Genomic DNA, 17,316 nt, shown 5'->3' on the forward strand with positions numbered 1-17,316 from the left:
GATACGGAAACAGAACGACTATACAAGTTAGAGTACAAAGATAAGCTTCCGGCATCCGAAGAAACGGTAATCAAGGGAAAAATAAAGGTAGGGCTAAAAATCCTCTACGGGTCAGGTTTGTTGCTCACAGGTATCTTTGCTGCTGTCTATATATGGATTGTTGGCAGAGGCGTCGACACATCACCTTAAATCCGAGAATTAAAACTACATACCTTGCACCTATGAGTTGAGTCCAGATCGCCTTCTTGGTCAATGGGAACCAGCAGATCCTGCAGTTGGGCGATGATTGCGGATCCTGTGTTGTGCAGAAGGCGATATCTACAGATACAGCAGTTGGTTGACCACTTCATCAGCTGTGAACCGATTGAGGAGTGTCATGATGCGGCGGGCGAGTTCGAAGTCCGAGGCGCGACGGTTGGCGACCAAAATACCGGCATGAGATCGCTGTGCCTCGACGGCTTCGGTATGGAGCAGTTCGAAATCAATACGGTTATGGGTGAGCATGGTTCGCTGGTGCTCCACGGCATACTGCAGTTGTGCGGCATCTGAGTTCCCCAGTTGCTTGGCCTCTCGTGTTGTGAGCACGTCAAAGCCGTGCGATCGCAATAGTTCCGCAACGAAGACCGATACGTCCTCATCGAAATAGAGGCGAATGAAGAGCGCAGAGTCGTTCACCGGAGGCGGGGATGGATCTGGTCGTCGGAGACGCGTTGACGCGCAATATCTTCGTCAATAGTGCTGCGTTGGTCTTGGTAATAGCTCAATGCATCGAATACCTGCGCGAGGGTCAGATGGGGGAGGCGGACAAGAATCTCTTCGGGTGCGACGCCAAACTTCCACAACTCCGCAATGGCTCGCACTGGTGTGCGAGTCCCTACCACAATGGGCGTGCCGTGGAGAATGTCGTCAGAGGAGACTATATAGGGATGGCCCGTCGCAGTGGTCATGATGCAAGCCTACTAGAGGGCTGGTGGGAAGTCAATTTGCTCGGATCGGACAACATGCAGTGCGCCCATGATCCGGCGGGAAATCTCAACCAGTTCACCGACCGTAAGAACCACCCGACGACGTTCAAGTACGACGTGCTCGATCACGGGACGAAGGCGATCTATTTCAATGCAACGACCACGTTGGCTGTTAATTCATCGGAATGATCGTCGCGGAAACTTCGTTCGGCAGTAACAGGGTCGCCACCGCGCGATTCTGTTCATCCGGTTGAATCAAGGCGAATAATGGCACTGGCTGAGGGACTTCTCCCGACGGCATCGATAGCATCGCTGGGAAGTCGATCAAGGGCGAGAGCGTCGTCTGGCTCGCGATGCACAAGAGATAATCTAAGGGGATTAGAGCGTTGGTTTCTCTCTGAAGCTTGAGGCTAGGCCGAAATGGTCTGCACAACCAGTGGCAGTTTGCTGAGTGTGAGCTGTTTCAGCTCGACCTTTTGGCTCGCGTTGTCGATGTCGATCCCCACAAGATGTCCCGCGGCATCGTAATCGAGAACGACACCTTCAGTGATCTCTCGACTTTCGGCGCTCGGTTGCTCTGAAAGATCGATATACAGTGAATCGGTATCAGGATAATAATTGAGCTTCATGGCTTGAACCCTCTGTCTGGAAAAGCGTTGTGTATTGTGGTCTTATTTTCGAGGGTGATCACCCTCAATATCCTTCCCTCAAGCTCCTCAATCCTACCCCAGAATCGGTAACGGTTTCCCTCTTGAGGCTCGCTTCGTAGCGCGTTCTCAAGAACTCTCATGCACCACTCCTTCTTCAGGTACGGACGCTTTCGCAGCACTTCATTCTCGAAATACTCGGTAAACTTGTACCGCGTCATCAATCATACAATAGCGCTTTCACTCGGGAATGGCCAGCCTTTGGCCTAACGCCTCCCTGCTAGAGGGAGGCGTCGTTTGGACGAGGGTTTAGGCCTCTCTCGCGACTGAGCATAGAAATGAGGATAGGCAGGTTTCCCAGATGGGCGAAGATCTATGCAACATCCATTGCGCGGCGGCTCTGAGCACACGAGGATGAGCTGCACGGTTTGACAACCGTGGTTTCTAGCTTAGGAGCGTGAACTGAAAAGAGCCTAAGGCGGCTCAATTCATCGGAATGATCGTGGCCGAGACTTCGTTCGGCAGTAACAAGGTGGCTACGGCACGATTCTGTTCGTCCGGTTGAATCAACGCAAACAGCGGTACTGGCTGTGGCACCTCGCCTGGCGGCATCGAAAGCATCGCAGGGAAGTCGATCAACGGCGACAGTGTCGTCTGGCTCGCGATACGGAGTCGAAAGGCCATCAAGACATCACGCAACCGTTGAGCTTTCTCTTCATCAGAGATTGACTCACTGGGTGCAATTCCAATTTCCCAGAGCGGCTTCGTCACCGTGACGGGAAACGTGAGTCCGAGTTTTTGCGCGTCTGTCGACACATCAATTAAAAACCCAGCTTGAATTGCTTGCTGGCGATTGGCAATCAGCTGCTTGGCCGGTACATCGGTGAGTGGTTCAAGTTGATTTTCGGATGTTACCGGCTGTTCAGGCTTCGGCTCCTCTACCGTCGGAACCGTCGCCGGAGACTCCGCTTGAACTTGATTGCTTGGGCTGTTTTCATCCCGTCCGATAATAGGTTCATCCGGAAGAGAAGGAAGCGCGTGGATGAGTCCTTCGTAGACTCGCTTGGCTGCTTCAGACCAAGTGGGATTCAATGGGCGGCCGGCAAACGCTGCGTCTGCAGCCTTTCGCTCATCATGGGTCAGGATTCGTGGGGTGCGTGTTGTATCCATGGTAGGGGAGATAATCCTGGACACCCGCAAGTCAAGGGGCGACTAGGGTGGGCAGTGGACTTTCGTGGGAAAAACATAATGACTCCAAGCAGATAGGTCAGGGAGGCAGCGCTGGTGTCCTTGCAGATCGATCAGCCCTGATTCCAAAATAAGTGCTGCCAATGGCCCACCAATGAGAACAATCGAGAGGTTGCTAGCCCCATTTCCCTGAGTGAACGTAACGAGATGGACCAACCAGACAAACCGTTTCGTTCTTTGTGAGGGTGAAGGGCTCAAAACCCCCGTGCTATAGTCCCGCCATGGCGCGAATTGATTACTATCGGATCCTGGGCGTTTCCCGAGAAGCTTCGGACGAGGACATCAAGAAGGCCTATCGGAAGCTAGTGTTCGAACACCATCCCGATAGGAATCCTGAGAAGGCCGATGCTGAAGAGCGCATCCGGGAAATCAACGTTGCCTACGAGGTAGTCGGTGATGCGGAGAAACGGCGAACCTACGATCGATTATCCTGGGGGAATGAGCCGCGTACCGAAGCCGTTGATCCGGGCATTATTCTTCAGGACCTAGAACTTAAACTATTTGATGAAGGTCGAAAGGAGTTCTTCTCGATCTTCATGAAAGATGTCCCACGAGTGAAGGCGGAGCTTGCGATGGTCCGAGAACGTACGGTGGCTGAGCAGGGCTACGACTCATTTCTGGAGCCGGTCGTGCATTCACGGGCATCCGAAATCATGGATGAGGTTGTGACGGACGACATGAAGCAGCGGAGCCAACGGCTCATCGACGTGGCCGCCGAAATGCTGATGTCTCAAGGAGTTGCCAAACGCAGCGATGACCGGGGGATTCGCTCACTTCGCTCTCGACTGGAGGAGAGTTTTCGCAAGGGTCGGATCCACGGCTATGCGTCGGCATTGGAACTATTCTACGAGAGACGGTAAGGGGTGAGGTGAATAGTGGAAAGTAAGAAGAGGTAGAGAGTGAAACGTGAGAGGTGAAAAGTAAAATGTGAAAGGAAGTACGGGGAGAAGAGGCGAAATATTTTTCGTTTAACATTTCACCTTTCACGCTTTTGCAACGGTCCCGCCACAAACTTGCCGGCTTTCATGACCCCCACAATCTTGTCCCGGTCTCGAAGGATCTCGATTCTTCGAAGTGGATTTCCGTTCACGATCACAAGATCGGCTTCCATTCCCCGCTTCAGAGTCCCGACTGAGTCTTGAATTCCGATTAAGCGCGCTGCCGTGGCTGTTGAGGCGAGAATTGCGTCCATAGGGGACATGCCCAGGGCGACCATCCGCTCCAGTTCCTGTGCATTCTCTCCATGGAAATTAAACGGCGTCCCCGCATCAGTGCCCATCGCAATGAACAGACCGCTCTCATAGGCCTGTTTGAAGGACGCTTTGTGCCGCTTCGTCATCGCTTTGGCTTTTGCCAACGCGCTTTCAGGAATGCCGCATCCAGGTCGGCAAGCTGCTGTTGTGGCCAAAGCTGAAAGGGTAGGGACCATGTAGACGCCATGGCGTTTCATCAGCGACCCTGATTCCTCATCCAATAACGTGGCGTGCTCAATCGAGCGCGCACCAGCTTCAATCGCACGCTTCATTCCTGAGGCCCCGTGGGCATGGGCGGCTACTGGTTTCCCGGCCTGACGCGCGGCATCCACGGCGGCAGCGAGTTCTTCTGCTGTCATTTGTGCATCGTCCGGCGAAGTGCCTGGGGTGAGCACGCCTCCTGAGGCAATGACTTTAATCACTCCTGCACCAGCGGATATCTGTTGATCGACAACCTTTCTGACCTGGTCAACCCCCTCGACCTCCTGCCCGATGAACCGCGCATGGCCCCCGATCATACAGATGGCAAGCCCTGCTCCAACAATCCGTGGCCCGGGAAGGAGGCTGGAGTCGATGGCCTGTTTGAGAGAAAAGATTGAATGGTCACGAGACCCCACGTCGCGGACAGTCGTAAATCCAGCCTCAATCGTTGCCTGAGCATGTCTGGCCGATTTGAGAAGGGTATAGGAGGGTTGTTCAGACTCCAGAGCGCTGACGACATCCGCTTCTCCTCCTAAACAGAGATGGACATGGCAATCGATGAGTCCCGGGATCACGGTCAGGCCACGGCCGTTGATGCGGATCGCGCCTTTCGGGATGCTCACATCGTTGTGTGGACCGACTGCGACAATCTTCGTGCCGCGCACGAGGAGCGTCATGTGGTCTCGTACCGCACCTGTCCCATCGATGAGGCGAATCTGATGAATGGCAATTGTCACGATCTACCGTCCCACGCTATAGGTATGAGCCGCTGCCTGGAGACCTGCACCGGGAGTGGATACCCACCCACTTCGAATCCCGATTTCTTCAAGCGCATTTAAGAGAGTCAGCACGTTCGCTTCTGTCGAGGATTCTCCCATCAGTCCGATTCTCCACACTTTTCCCTTTAAGGGGCCCAGCCCGCCACCGATCTCGATACCGAATCGTCTCAGCAACTCTGCCCGAACCGCTGCCTCATCGATGTGAGTCGGCACGGTGACACAGACTAATGTTGGAAGTTGTCGATCAGGAGGCGGCAGCGGACTGAAGCCGAGTGCCGTCAGCCCTGCGACCAGTGCGCGGCTATTCAATTGGTGGCGAACAAACCTAGCCGGAAGACCTTCTTCTTCAACAAGACGTAACGCCTCCCGTAGGGCATAGATCATCGAGATCGGTGCCGTATGATGATAGGTACGACTCTGCTCTGCCCAGTAGTCAGCGATGAGAGACAAATCAAAATACCAGCTATGACAGGGAGAACGGCGAGTCTTCACAACCGAAAGGGCCCGATTACTGAGGGTTAATGGAGCCAGCCCCGGTGGACAGCTGAGACATTTCTGCGTGGCACTGTAGCAGACGTCGATCCCCCATCGATCGACTTCAACCGGCATTCCCCCAAGCGATGTGACGGCGTCCACGATCAATAACGTATTGTGCTGGCGACACATGGCGCCGATCGGTTCAATCGGCTGCGAGGCCCCCGTGGAGGTTTCAGCCTGGACAAGCACGACTGCTTTCACTGGACTGGATTGTTGGAGCAACGCCGCAACTGAGTCCGGTTCAATCACCTGCCCCCAGAGCACGTCCACGCGAATGGCTTTTCCCCCGCAGCGTTCAATGACCGTGGCGAGTCGAGTCCCGAAGACCCCATTGATCCCCACAATGACTCGGTCGCCTGGTTCAATGACGTTGACGATTGCGGCTTCCATCCCGGCCGATCCAGTTCCCGAGACGGCAATGGTGAAGGGGTTTACGGTTGCAAATACTCGACGGAGGAGCGTTTGGATATCATTCATCACGCCCAAGAACATTGGGTCAAGATGTCCGATGAGCGGGGTCGACATCGCTCGCAGCACCCGAGGGTGTACGGCGCTGGGACCAGGCCCCAACAGCAGTCTGCGTGGGGCAAGGAAGTCTTCCATAGCCAAAGCCTCCTGAATTGTCGCGCGGTTAGTATAGCCAACTTGAGAAGGCATAGCTATGCGAGAAACTCTTGCAGACATGGTTCCTAGTTAGTTTGAGGGGATTTGGGGTGCGAGGAGGCCGTGGTATAGTCGGGCGCCATGAATGACCAGGCACTATCTATCGGGCAGATACCGAGGCTTCCAGAGGCCGATGGATCAACGGTCTCAGAGGTATCTCCGCTCCCATACAGCAGTCGATGGTCGCGTTTCGTGAGTGTGCTCTGTGCCGTTGTCCTACTTGCCTCCCTTGCGGGGATCCTCTGGTTGTCCCTGACTGTTCCCAAACTTCAACGATTCGAGGAGCCGGGGCGCGCGCTGGACTTAATGGTCGGTCGGATGATGGAAGCGCAGGATGGCCTGCACCGTGCACCGAAATGGCAACGATGGGTGGCAGAATGGACGATGGACAATGAGGAGCAAGCCTCTCGCCAGGCCATTCGGTGGTATCAGGAACTGATCGCGACGACAGATGATCCATCGGCGAAGCTTCGGTTGGCGATTCTTCTTGGTGAGTCCGGGCATGAATCCAAGGCGCTTGCTGAAGCCCAAGGATGGCATGATCGCGGAACCTCTGCCGAGTCTTTTCGACGGCTGATTGTTGCAGCATACGATGCGGCGCCGCTTTCACTGGAGCAAGAGGCACAGTTACAGGCTACGCTGGCAGAGACGTTACCGGTCGGATGGTTCTATGACCATCTTGCTGCGAGGCTGGCGCAACGGGCTGGTGATCATGCGCTTCTGACGACGATCAACGTGCAGCGTCAGATGAAAGAGGAACAGGTTCAGCGATGGATTCGTCCTTTAATGATCAGTGAGTTGACCTGTCTGGCTGTTGGTTCGGTGATATTATTGGGAATCGTTCGGTTGAAAGGACGAGGGCTGAATGTACTCCAGCTCCATTCACCGGGCGTGCCGCCGCCGTGGTCCGGCGGGACGGCTGCTGCGGTGATTCTCCGGGGAGGTGCGTTGGGCGCTCTGATGACCGTCGCGTTCTTGTCTACGCCCGTACTGAGCCAGGGCTCGTTGCGTGCGCTGGCTATTCCCCTGGCGAATCTTCCGCTGTTGGTGATCGCCTATGTGTATTTGCTCAAGCCGGCTGGTCTCGATTTCTGGCAGGGATTTGGTCTCCGGCTCAATCATGGCGACCTCGGGAGGCTGGGTTGCATCATTGTTGCCGTGGTTGCAGCTGCACTCTGGGGTGAATGGATCCTGGGCCAAGCCGCAGACTTTCTCAAGCTTGAAAATCATTGGACTGAATGGTTCGATCAAGACTTGGTGTGGGCGACTCCTCCCATGCTTGCCACCAGCTTGCTTGAATATGTGATCCTCGCGCCGATTTTTGAGGAGCTTGCGTTTCGCGGACTGCTCTTTGCGATGTTGCGTCGGCGATTCACCTTTCTCCCCGCTGCATTCCTCAGTGCGACCATCTTTGCACTCGCTCATGGCTACAGCTTGCTGGGATTTATCAGCGTCCTGTGGAGTGGATTCCTCTGGGCCTGGCTCTATGATCGAACAGGGAGTCTCATTCCAGGCATGGTGGCCCATGCCGTGAATAACTTACTGGTCTGTCTTACTGTGATGGCCCTGCTTCGTTGACAGTGACCTCCTCGATTTGTTCAAGCGCCTGGTAGAGGTCGTGGTGGCGCAGACGCACCCCATCTGCCTTCAGGAGCTCGCACAGTCGACGGTTTGCGATCCGTTTTCCCATCGGTTGTGGTTCAGGAGAAACGGAAGATCGAACAGCCCATCGTCGTTCGACGGTCTCACAGATTTCGTCCCAGGTCCTGGGCGTTCCATCGCTGACGTTGTAAATCGTACCCTTCTCACCATGCCTCATGGCCGCGAGGCAAGTCGCCGCAAGATCTTCGACGTGAATCAGGTTGACGAACTTTCGTGAGCGGGCGACCCGTCCGGTTCGGATCCAATCAATGGGATTTCGGTGTGGTCCGTATATTCCTGAAACCATAAGTATGACTGCACCATATGAACTTCTGAGAAATTCTTCACCTTGCACACGAGGTTTATTGAAGTCGATGATGGCTGTTTCATCAACCCAAGATGGTGGGTATTCGGTCGAGAGGTGATCGTTGTAGGCGGAGGTGCTGCCGAGTACGACCAGTCGGCGGGCTTGTAACAATGCGGTCTCAGCAAACTGTTGCACCAACGCGATCGGGACAGCGGGAAAGCACCACAGGAGATCGGTTGAGGGAGGAATCAGCGGCCAGGTCTCAGGCTGTGTGAGATCGAACCGGATTCGTTGTTCCGGTTTCAGGTCTGTCAGGTGTCGATCCGGATCGCGACTGGTCGCAAAGACCTGCGCGTACTGCCGCTGGGCAAGCGGGAGAAGAACCTTGGCGGTGTAGCCTGATCCAAGAATGGTAAGTGCGTGAGGCAAGGCAGAGAATCCTTCCTGTTGGTTGGCAGGCAGTGTGCCAGTGAGCTGTCATCGGAGTCCAACAAAAACGTCATCGCGCATGTTGCATTCCATGACGTGTTCCGAGTGCGCTGTTGTGAGGGATTGAGGGGGAGTGGTATAAACAAAAGTATGTTTCAGGACAGCTCGAAGAACACACCACGGTTGAGACGATCGCACGTCGCCTGGCTCATTCCATGCCTGCTGCTTGTGTCTGGCTGTGGTGATGATGGAGGAGAAGGTGGGTTCGGTGGACTCGGTGGGATCGGAGGAGAGCGTACGACAGGCGCGATTGTCTATGTCACGAATAGTGGATCCAATAGTGTGTCCGGATACACCGTGACCCCAGCGACCGGAGGGCTTGCGGCCATTGCCGGTTCTCCATTCCCGGATGTGCCGACTCCGTCGGCGATCGCCGTGTCCCCGAACGGGTTGTTCGCCTATGTAGCCAACAGTCAGGCAAATAAGGTGACAGCCTTCCGGGTCGGCACCAATGGTTCGTTGTTGTTCGGAGATTCAAGCGCGGGAAATCCCAATCCGGTTTCAGTGGGTACGACTCCGCGAGCCCTCGCGATCTCAAGCAATTCTCAATTTCTGTATGTTGCGAACAGTGGATCCGATGATGTGACCGTCTTCAAGATCGGTACGGCCGGGGGGCTGACGCTTGTTCCACAAGCAGAAGGGCGTTCCAAGCCTGTCGGTGCCGGGGTGTCCTCACCGATCGCCTTGGCGGTTACTCCGAATGGGCGGTTTCTCTATGTCGCTACCAGTACCTCCAGCATGGTGACGGTGTTTCAGGTTGATGCCTCCGGGGTTCTCACGCTCGTCCCGCCGGCCGGGCCCGGCACGAATCCGATTTCATCAGGTGGGACAGGGCTCACGGCGTTGGCGCTGTCGCCGAACGGACAGTTTCTCTATGTGACCAACGGGGCGTCCAACAACGTGACCATGTTTCGGGTCGAAACCTCCGGACTCCTTACCTTGATTCCACCGGCCGGTTCCAACCCGGTTTCGACAGGTGGGACGACTCCAAACGGTCTCGCAGTAGGAGCGGATGGAGCCCATCTGTATATCGCCAATGGAGGTGGGAGCGTCTCGGCATTTGCGATAGGGAGCAGCGGGTTACTGACCCTTGTTCCGGCGGCGGGGGCATCCCCGAATCCTGTACCCGCGCTCACAGGATCCACTCCTGTGGCGCTTGCGGTCTCTCCGGACGGACTGTTCTTGTATGTGGCGAATCGTGCCACCAGTGTTTCCGGAGGTACGATCTCGGCCTACACGATCGTCTCTGGAACAGGTGCTTTGGTGCCCGTCACACAGCTTCTCGGGAATCCCTTTCGTGCGGAGAATACGCCTTCCGCCGTTGCCACGCTCGGACCACCGTCCTGAGCGAGGGGATGCAGCGGGAAGGTCTCGTCCCTCAGCTCGCGAGCCGAGTTCTCAATCGATCCTTGGTGCGGAAGGCCTCCTCAGAAAAACGGTCCCGTAGCAGGTACTGGAGCTGATGCGCGGGCATTGGTTTACTGAACAGATAGCCTTGATAGGCATCGCAGCCTTGTAGACGGAGATAGGCGAGTTGATCGCAGGTTTCCACCCCTTCGGCGACAAGGTGCAGCTTCAGCGCCCGTCCCATTCCCACAATCGCCCGTGTGATCGGAGAATCATCCCTCCCAAGCTTGAGATCCTTAATGAAGGCCTGGTCGATCTTGAGCGTGTCGATCGGGAAATGCTCAAGATAGGCCAGGGAGGAGTAGCCAGTTCCGAAATCGTCGATGGCGAGTCGAAAGCCGGATGCTTTGAGTTCCTGCAACAGAGTGGTTGTCGATGAGGCGTCCCTCATCAGCACGCTTTCGGTCAATTCCAACTCAATATCCTGTGGGTTGCCACCCTCCGCGTAGACCAGCGATTTGACTTGGCTGGCAAGGTTGGGTTGTCGAAAATGTAACCCGGAAAGATTGATTGAAACAGTCGTCGGAGCCAGTCCGTTCTTGTGCCAGATCCGTTGTTGTTGCACGACGCTTTTGATGACCCATTCGCTCATTTGGATGATGAGCTCTTCCTCTTCCGCGACCGGGATGAACTCGGCAGGGGAGACCAATCCGCGGGTCGGATGTTGCCAGCGGATCAGCGCTTCAAACCCAATCACTGTTTCAGAAAGAATATCCACCTGCGGTTGGTAGTGGAGGATAAACTGGTTTTCAGACACGGCGGTGCGTAAGTCTTGTTCAAGATTGACTCGAGCGGCGATCGACACATTCATCGTCTCGGAGTAGAACTGATAGCCATGGGAGCCCTTCCGTGCGGATGACTGCGCGGCCGTCCCGGCGTTGCGCAGGAGCTCTTCCGCGTTGGTCCCGTCGGGACCTGGAATCACGATTCCGACATTGGCCGAAAGAACCAGGCTGGTCGATTCGATCTGAAAGGGATTGCGCAGTGCATCGAGACAAGTCTGGGCGACCCGAGCGGAATCCTCAGTAGCGTCGAGATTGGTCAGGAACAGCGCAAACTGACCATCGCTGAGGCGTGCCAGTAGCGAAGGGTCGCTGCCTGGCGGGCGGGCCTCCGTGATGTCCACCGGGAGCGATTGCTGCAGCCGTGTGACGACCTCTCTGATGAGGTGCTCTCCGCCGCGGGCGCCATGCAAGTCACAGATGCGGTGATATCGATCCAAACTGATGACCAAGAGGGCAGTATGGCTGCCTATGCCGGATGCCAAAACTTGTCCGATGCGATGGAGAAAGAGGGTTCGGTTGGGAAGATGCGTCAGGCTGTCGTAGTTCGCCATGAAGTAGATCTTCGTCTCAGCAGCTCGCGCATCGGTGACATCCTGCACCGTTCCAACGAGGCGGCGAACCTGCGTGCCGCTGTCCGTCATGACTTCTCCCAGAAGATGGACCACGCGGTTCACGCCGTCGTGAGGAATGAGCCGGTGATCCATGTCTACTCCCGTCCCGTCGTTGATCGTCCCCTGGAGAGCGCGGTTCACCGATTCTCGGTCTTCGTCGTGGACACAGGCCAGATATGTGGAGTGTGGGGGGGCGATGGCGCCTGGCTGGATTCCAAGAATCCGGCATGCCGCTTCCGAGAGGTCCATCCGATCGCTGACCGGATCCCATTCCCAGCCACCGAGGCGCGCGATCCGCTGGGCTTGAGCCAATTGAGATTCGCGGGTGCGAAGGGCTTTCATCGCGTGGCTGGCACGCAGCATATAGCGAACTCGCTGGCTGAGCATAAGCCCATGGCAGGGTTTCACGATAAAGTCGGTTGCGCCCATTTCATAGGCCTGTGCGATGGAGTCGACATCGTCCAAACCCGTCATGATGAGAATCGGCACGAACGTTCCGTGCGGCATCCGACGGATGTGTTCACACACGGCAAATCCATGCATGCCGGGCATTTGCAAGTCCAGGATGATGATGTCGGGCATCGTGGATGAGACGAATTCAATGGCGGCGTCCCCGCTGACGGCTTCCTCGACCTGCAGTTCATCCTGTTCCAGGCTCATCCGTGAGAGCATGCGGAACGTGGCATCATCATCGACGATCAAGGCCAGCGGCAGCGGCGGTTGGGGCGAGGTGGTCATATCGGTCTCCTCTCAAGCTCGGCCTGAAAGATCTGACTGGCGTGGGTGAACGCCTCAGTCAGCGGAGCCACCAAGGATTCGGCTTCCTTGAGCTGTCCCTGGCGACTGAGGTCTTCGAGCTGACGGCACAGTTTGGACAGTGACACGGCTCCGAGCATCGCGCTTCTCGATCGGAGGCTGTGGGCAGCCTGGCTCACGACCTGCGCATTCTCGTCGGCCATGCCCTGGCGAAGCGTGGCTACGACGTCGTGGGAGTCGGCTAAATACAGTGACAAGATTTTCGCCAGTACATCCGGTTTCCCCGGTCGCTGGAGGCCTGTAATCGACTTCCAGGCGTTCTGATCAACGATGAATGCGGAGTCTGAATCTGAGCAGGCGGCCGATGTGCTGGGCAGTGAAGGCCTAAGGCTGGGTTGGCTGGAAGCCGGAGACTCCAGAGTTTCCGTGATGGGACTAGAGGGAAGCCACGCAGTCAGGACGGTATGGAGTTGTCCCATTGAGAACGGCTTCGAAATGTAATCGCTCATCCCCTTGGCCAGGCACTGTTCGCGATCGCCCGGCGTCGCGTGGGCCGTGAGAGCGATAATCGGCAGAGGAGCTCGTGATTCATGCCGCTCCCATTGACGGATGCGCGTGGTGGCCTCGAATCCATCCATTTCCGGCATTTGGCAATCCATTAAAATCACATCGTAATGAGATCGCTGTGCATGCTCGACGACCTCTCGGCCGTTTTGAGCCACGGTCACGGTACAGCCCATGCTTTGGAGCATCAGCAGGGCGATTTCCTGGTTCACCGGGTTATCTTCTCCAAGGAGGATATGACCGGATAAGGTCGGTGCCGACGGAACCGGTTGCGCGTCCTGGATGGCGATCGGTTCATCGGCGATTGCGTGGCGCAACGTGTGATGCAGTGCGTGGAATCGGATTGGTTTGGTCACATAGTGCATGCGAATCGACGGGGTGTCCTGCTCGACCTCTGCCCTCCTGATGAGCGAGACGAGTCGGATGATCTTGACGGACTGCAGGGTTGAATCGGAGAGCAATGTTTGGACGATTTGCATATCGGTCAGACCGTCGAAGTGATCGTCGATCACCGCGACGACCGGCCCTTGCTCGATTGCGAGCCCGGTCATGATGTGCTCGAGGAACTCCCCCTCACTGTCAGCCATGTGCGGGGAAATACCCCAGGAGGAGAAGTACTGGGACAGGACATGACGGGTCGACGTGGAGGTGACGGCTGCGCACAGGCAAAGGTTTGCAAATGCGGCATCACTGTCGACGGGAGCGGTCGATTGAATCGGGAACGGGAGAATGACCCAGAAGGTGCTGCCTTTCCCGATCTCACTGTCGACACCGATGGTTCCTCCCATCAATGCGCTGAGCTGTTTGCAGATACTCAGACCGAGGCCCGTTCCGCCGTGAACGCGAGTTGAGGCTCCGTCCACCTGAGAAAAGGATTGAAAGAGCTTGGCTTGGCCTTCCGGGCTGATACCGGAACCGGTATCGATGACGGCGAGTTTGATTCGGGCCGGCTCACTCATCACTGATGCCGGAGATTCGAGGGTCACGCGTACGCTGACCTCACCGTCTTGGGTGAATTTGATAGCGTTTCCAAGCAGATTCGTGACGATTTGACGAATACGGATGGAATCTCCGCTCACGGCGGTCGGAACGGAGGGACTGTAATCCACCAGAAGGTGGAGCCCTTTCCGTTGGGCACGTTCCGCCAACTGCTCTGCCGTGCGCTCGACGAGATCGCGTAAATCGATCGGTGCCGATTGGATCTCCAGCTTGCCGGCCTCGATCTTCGAAAAATCGAGGATGTCGTTGATCAAGGTCAAGAGGGTGTCGCCGGAGTTGTGGATCGTCTCGACGTAGTGGCGTTGCGTTTCTGAGAGGGGCGTGCGGGCAAGGATCTCCGTCATCCCGATGACGCCGTTCATGGGGGTTCGAATTTCGTGGCTCATGTTTGCCAGGAATTCGGCCTTCGCCTTTGTCGCATCTTCAGCCGCCAGCTTCGCAATGGCCAACGCTTCTTCGGATTCACGGCGCCGAGCCGCCTCAAGAACCAGCGTCATGAAATTGGCCAAGGCTTGGGCGAACTGCTGTTCATCGGATGCCCAGTCTCGAGAAGAACCGATGTGTTCGATCGAGACGACGCCGGCCAACTTTCCCTGTGTGTGAAACGGAGCATCGAGTCTCGCACCGATCTGGTCAGGTGAGAGCATTGCATCGGCCAGTTCCTGGAAGAATGGATCGTGTCGCGCCTGTGCCGCTGCAATAAGCTGTCCCCGGTCAAGGGCTGACAAATAGTGTGGATATTGCCCACGGAGCAGTTTCTGGCCGAACGTATGCCTTGTGGCGAGGCGATCATAGTGATCGAGGCAATAGAGCGATTGGGTCTGTTCGTCATAAATCCACACGCTGACTCGATCGACGAGCAGCGCCTGAGCCGCGATCGTGGTCAACTGCTTCGCCGTGACGGGAAGCGATCCTTCAAACACCGTGCGGTCTTGGACCAGGGCTAAGGTCGCACTCTGTTGGTGGCGTAGCCGTTCCTCCTTCGTGGCCAATGACTCATTGGTCGCTTGGAGGAGAGTGGCCTGTTCTTCTGCCTGCTGTTTTGCATCCACCGCCCCGACCAAGTCCGACTGAGCCTGCAGGCGTGCCTGAATCGCCAGGCTGTTCGCCAAGGCAATGGCTACCTGATCAGCCAATCGGCGAGCGTACGTCACATCGTGAGCAGGAGCAGATTTCCGTTGGCGGTAGGCGAGCGCCAAGACTCCACTCACACGCTCGTTCACGATGATCGGAAAGATGATGACGAGCGAGAGGCCTGGTCGCATCATCAAGGAGAGATAGGAGGGAACTGCGGTCCCCATCGCCACCAGATGATGAGGGTGGGCTGCCATGGCAGCCAGATGTTCCTCGGAGAGTTGACACGAATAGGTCTTCGTCTCGTCCGATTGGTTCTCGTGGCGCTGAATGTAGCGGACGGACAACTCAGTGGGGCCGGTATCTTCAAGATTGAGCAACATCATGCCCACGGCGTCACAGGCGATGCTCTCCGTGATGCGGGACTGCAAGATCTTCACCATGGTGGCCGGCTCATGGCTCGAGAGAATGGCCTGACTAATCGCCGACAACGTCTCCAGCATCTGAAACTGTTGATTCAGCTTGTCCGTCATGCTGTTGAACGAATCGGCTAACTGCTCGAATTCATCGCCGCTCTGAACGGTCACCTGAGTCGAGAAATTCCCAGTCGCAAGACGCGCGGTACCCTCTTGTAACAGTGTCACTGGTTGGAGGCTGCGTCGGATGTGAGCCATGCTGAGCAGAACGACGGCACTCAATGCGCACGCGATAACCAACAGGAAGGTGTGGCGAAATCGTTCGACCGGTGCCAAGGCCGAGGCCCGTGTTTGGCTCAGGACGATAATCCATGGCTCGACCAGAAACGTGTGGCGGAGCGGCATTGACCAGGCCCCGGCGATATATTCTTGGGTGTCCATTTTCCACGTCATCCCATCGCCCATGGGAGCAGCGATATCCGGCCGACGAAAGTCTGGGAGTTCGACCGGCTGAGCGAAGGTCGAGTAGAGAGTATGCCGGTTGCCGTCTTCCACGACGAGATCCGTATCGCCCGGCAACGTCTCCTTCACTTGGGTGCTCCATAGCGAGGTGTCGTCAAGGTAGGCGGAGAGCAGTCCGGCTTCCCAGCGTGCAGGATTGACGAGACGAGTCAGCGTGAGCTGCGGAAGCTGAACGGCAGCGGACGAGACCTCGAGGAGTGATTTGCCCTCTTGGAGATGGGCAGTCTGAGCCTGTGTAAGTTCCCGTCGGTGAGGGCCCGTTGCAGGACTGAGCCGTACGTCGCGGAAGCGATGGGCCAACGCCTTCACTGATTCAGTGATCGCAACCGCTTCAGTTACGGTGCCCTCTTGTGGCAGTTCGGCAGCAATCCGACTGAGGTCTGCCGTAAAGGTGAGGAGATGGTGATAGAGCACCATTCCCTGGGACTTGCTCTCTTGCTTGAGCCTGGCTGCCGATTGGGCAATCAATTCCTGAGTGACTTGGCGGTAGGACATCCATCCAAAGAGAGAGGTCGGGACCAGCGCGCAGAGCACGAACAGTCCGAGAATACGGCGTCCGATGCGACTGTGAAAGAGGGAATGAGACAGCGTTGTCTGCATGGATCAACTACGCTAAAAGTTCCTGGCCAGGCCATAAAATCCGCCGTCACTTGCGCGAATCACGTCATCTTGGCTCTTCGGTGGGGTCAATGGAGCAACTGAATCGAGATTCTTTCCCATACTGTACACGTCGAAGTCCGAGTTAATTGGAACAAGGAAACGGTCTTTTCTGGCTCCACTGACCCCTCCACAGGGCGGACCACCGCCACTGGCTGCTCCTGCACTACCAGCTCCGCTTCCACCGGTTCCGCTAGCACTGCCTGCAGCACTCCCTGTCCCTCCGCTGGTGCCACTGCCTCCAGCTCTACCGCTTCCAGCTCCCCCGGAACTTCCGGCTCCGCCGCTCGTGACAAGATAGGTGTGCGCTTGCTGATCCGAACTATTGCTGTCTGCAAATGCACTGTGCCAGTTATGCTGAGTTGAGAGAGGATAAACGGCAGGAAGCACCCGAGGACTATTCTTCCGACGTAATTTCAGCTTGGCCAGACTGGTGATATCATCAATCGTTCCGCAATTGATGCGGTAGTACTGATAGGGAGTTCCCCAGGGATCCAGCCTGGTACCAACACCGATATCGGTGAGGCTACTTGGATAGGTTACGACAGCCAGGGCAAATCCTTTGATGTCTTTGGCGAGCCCGTGCAGTTCCGATATGGCCCGTGCTACGCGTGCCTTCTCGATAAATTCCATGTAATTGGGGACGGCCAGAGCGGCCAAGACTCCAACGATCGAGACAGCCAGCACAAGTTCAATGAGACTAAATCCATCAGCGTGCTGGAGATGCGATCGGCACAGCCGGGTTGTATAAAACGGGGACATCCCCAGAATAGAGTGAGTCTTGTGTTGCATGGT

At 56.3% G+C, this 17,316-nt stretch carries 16 protein-coding genes; 4 read left to right on the top strand and 12 right to left on the bottom strand.

Annotated elements, in window-relative coordinates:
• Positions 1-318 precede the first annotated feature (318 nt).
• The gene (locus ACMTNU_RS04725; RefSeq protein WP_413934065.1) at positions 319-675 is read right to left on the bottom strand and encodes a DUF5615 family PIN-like protein; all 357 of its coding nucleotides are present in this window, start codon (positions 673-675) and stop codon (positions 319-321) included.
• Positions 672-947 (bottom strand): DUF433 domain-containing protein, encoded by a 276-nt coding sequence (locus ACMTNU_RS04730; protein WP_413934066.1) that lies wholly within the window; start codon positions 945-947, stop codon positions 672-674. Before ACMTNU_RS04730 ends, ACMTNU_RS04725 begins: the two co-directional genes overlap by 4 nt.
• Here ACMTNU_RS04730 and ACMTNU_RS04735 point away from each other — a divergent pair.
• Complete coding sequence (locus tag ACMTNU_RS04735) at positions 927-1,154, top strand: hypothetical protein (RefSeq protein ID WP_413934067.1); 228 nt, start codon at positions 927-929, stop codon at positions 1,152-1,154. The genes ACMTNU_RS04730 and ACMTNU_RS04735 overlap by 21 nt on opposite strands.
• Here the strand turns inward: ACMTNU_RS04735 and ACMTNU_RS04740 are convergent.
• The 4 genes from ACMTNU_RS04740 to ACMTNU_RS04755 form a co-directional block, all read right to left on the bottom strand.
• Entirely contained in the window at positions 1,138-1,266 is a 129-nt protein-coding gene (locus ACMTNU_RS04740; RefSeq protein ID WP_413934068.1) for a hypothetical protein, read from the bottom strand. The genes ACMTNU_RS04735 and ACMTNU_RS04740 overlap by 17 nt on opposite strands.
• A gap of 109 nt (positions 1,267-1,375) precedes the next feature.
• Positions 1,376-1,594 carry a DUF2283 domain-containing protein gene (locus ACMTNU_RS04745; RefSeq protein WP_413934069.1) on the bottom strand — a complete coding sequence of 73 codons (219 nt, stop codon included), beginning with the start codon at positions 1,592-1,594 and terminating at the stop codon, positions 1,376-1,378.
• The gene (locus tag ACMTNU_RS04750; protein WP_413934070.1) at positions 1,591-1,833 is read right to left on the bottom strand and encodes a hypothetical protein; all 243 of its coding nucleotides are present in this window, start codon (positions 1,831-1,833) and stop codon (positions 1,591-1,593) included. Before ACMTNU_RS04750 ends, ACMTNU_RS04745 begins: the two co-directional genes overlap by 4 nt.
• A 262-nt stretch (positions 1,834-2,095) precedes the next feature.
• Entirely contained in the window at positions 2,096-2,782 is a 687-nt protein-coding gene (locus tag ACMTNU_RS04755; protein WP_413934072.1) for a DUF6573 family protein, read from the bottom strand.
• 299 nt (positions 2,783-3,081) lie between these two features.
• Between ACMTNU_RS04755 and ACMTNU_RS04760 the strand changes: the two genes are divergently transcribed.
• Positions 3,082-3,720 carry a DnaJ domain-containing protein gene (locus ACMTNU_RS04760; RefSeq protein WP_413934073.1) on the top strand — a complete coding sequence of 213 codons (639 nt, stop codon included), beginning with the start codon at positions 3,082-3,084 and terminating at the stop codon, positions 3,718-3,720.
• A gap of 116 nt (positions 3,721-3,836) precedes the next feature.
• Here ACMTNU_RS04760 and ACMTNU_RS04765 read toward each other — a convergent pair whose 3' ends face one another.
• Both ACMTNU_RS04765 and ACMTNU_RS04770 read right to left on the bottom strand, forming a co-directional pair.
• Positions 3,837-5,051: an amidohydrolase family protein gene (locus tag ACMTNU_RS04765; RefSeq protein ID WP_413934075.1), complete on the bottom strand. Its 1,215-nt coding sequence runs from the start codon at positions 5,049-5,051 to the stop codon at positions 3,837-3,839.
• 3 nt (positions 5,052-5,054) lie between these two features.
• Entirely contained in the window at positions 5,055-6,233 is a 1,179-nt protein-coding gene (locus ACMTNU_RS04770) for a pyridoxal-phosphate-dependent aminotransferase family protein (protein ID WP_413934077.1), read from the bottom strand.
• Positions 6,234-6,485: 252 nt separating this feature from the next.
• On the opposite strand from ACMTNU_RS04770, the gene ACMTNU_RS04775 reads away from it, so the two are divergent.
• Positions 6,486-7,871 (top strand): CPBP family intramembrane glutamic endopeptidase, encoded by a 1,386-nt coding sequence (locus tag ACMTNU_RS04775; protein WP_413934078.1) that lies wholly within the window; start codon positions 6,486-6,488, stop codon positions 7,869-7,871.
• On the opposite strand, the gene ACMTNU_RS04780 is transcribed toward ACMTNU_RS04775, so the two are convergent.
• Complete coding sequence (locus ACMTNU_RS04780; protein ID WP_413934079.1) at positions 7,846-8,670, bottom strand: hypothetical protein; 825 nt, start codon at positions 8,668-8,670, stop codon at positions 7,846-7,848. The two genes, ACMTNU_RS04775 and ACMTNU_RS04780, sit on opposite strands and share 26 nt — an antisense overlap.
• Before the next feature lie 183 nt (positions 8,671-8,853).
• On the opposite strand from ACMTNU_RS04780, the gene ACMTNU_RS04785 reads away from it, so the two are divergent.
• Positions 8,854-10,077, top strand: coding sequence for a lactonase family protein (locus ACMTNU_RS04785; protein WP_413934080.1), 1,224 nt, complete (start codon positions 8,854-8,856; stop codon positions 10,075-10,077).
• Between the two features lie 31 nt (positions 10,078-10,108).
• Here the strand turns inward: ACMTNU_RS04785 and ACMTNU_RS04790 are convergent, their stop codons facing one another.
• From ACMTNU_RS04790 to ACMTNU_RS04800, 3 genes are read right to left on the bottom strand one after another with little or no spacing between them, the layout of a single operon-like run.
• Positions 10,109-12,271 carry a putative bifunctional diguanylate cyclase/phosphodiesterase gene (locus ACMTNU_RS04790; protein WP_413934082.1) on the bottom strand — a complete coding sequence of 721 codons (2,163 nt, stop codon included), beginning with the start codon at positions 12,269-12,271 and terminating at the stop codon, positions 10,109-10,111.
• A complete protein-coding gene (locus ACMTNU_RS04795) occupies positions 12,268-16,464 on the bottom strand; it encodes an ATP-binding protein (protein ID WP_413934084.1) in 4,197 nt (1,398 codons plus the stop codon). The genes ACMTNU_RS04790 and ACMTNU_RS04795 overlap by 4 nt, the downstream gene beginning before the upstream one ends.
• Positions 16,465-16,476: 12 nt before the next feature.
• Positions 16,477-17,313: a type IV pilin protein gene (locus tag ACMTNU_RS04800; protein ID WP_413934086.1), complete on the bottom strand. Its 837-nt coding sequence runs from the start codon at positions 17,311-17,313 to the stop codon at positions 16,477-16,479.
• Between the last annotated feature and the right edge of the window lie 3 nt (positions 17,314-17,316).

It is taken from the genome of Nitrospira sp. BLG_1, from assembly GCF_047338595.1.
In the GTDB taxonomy this organism is placed as follows: domain Bacteria; phylum Nitrospirota; class Nitrospiria; order Nitrospirales; family Nitrospiraceae; genus Nitrospira_D.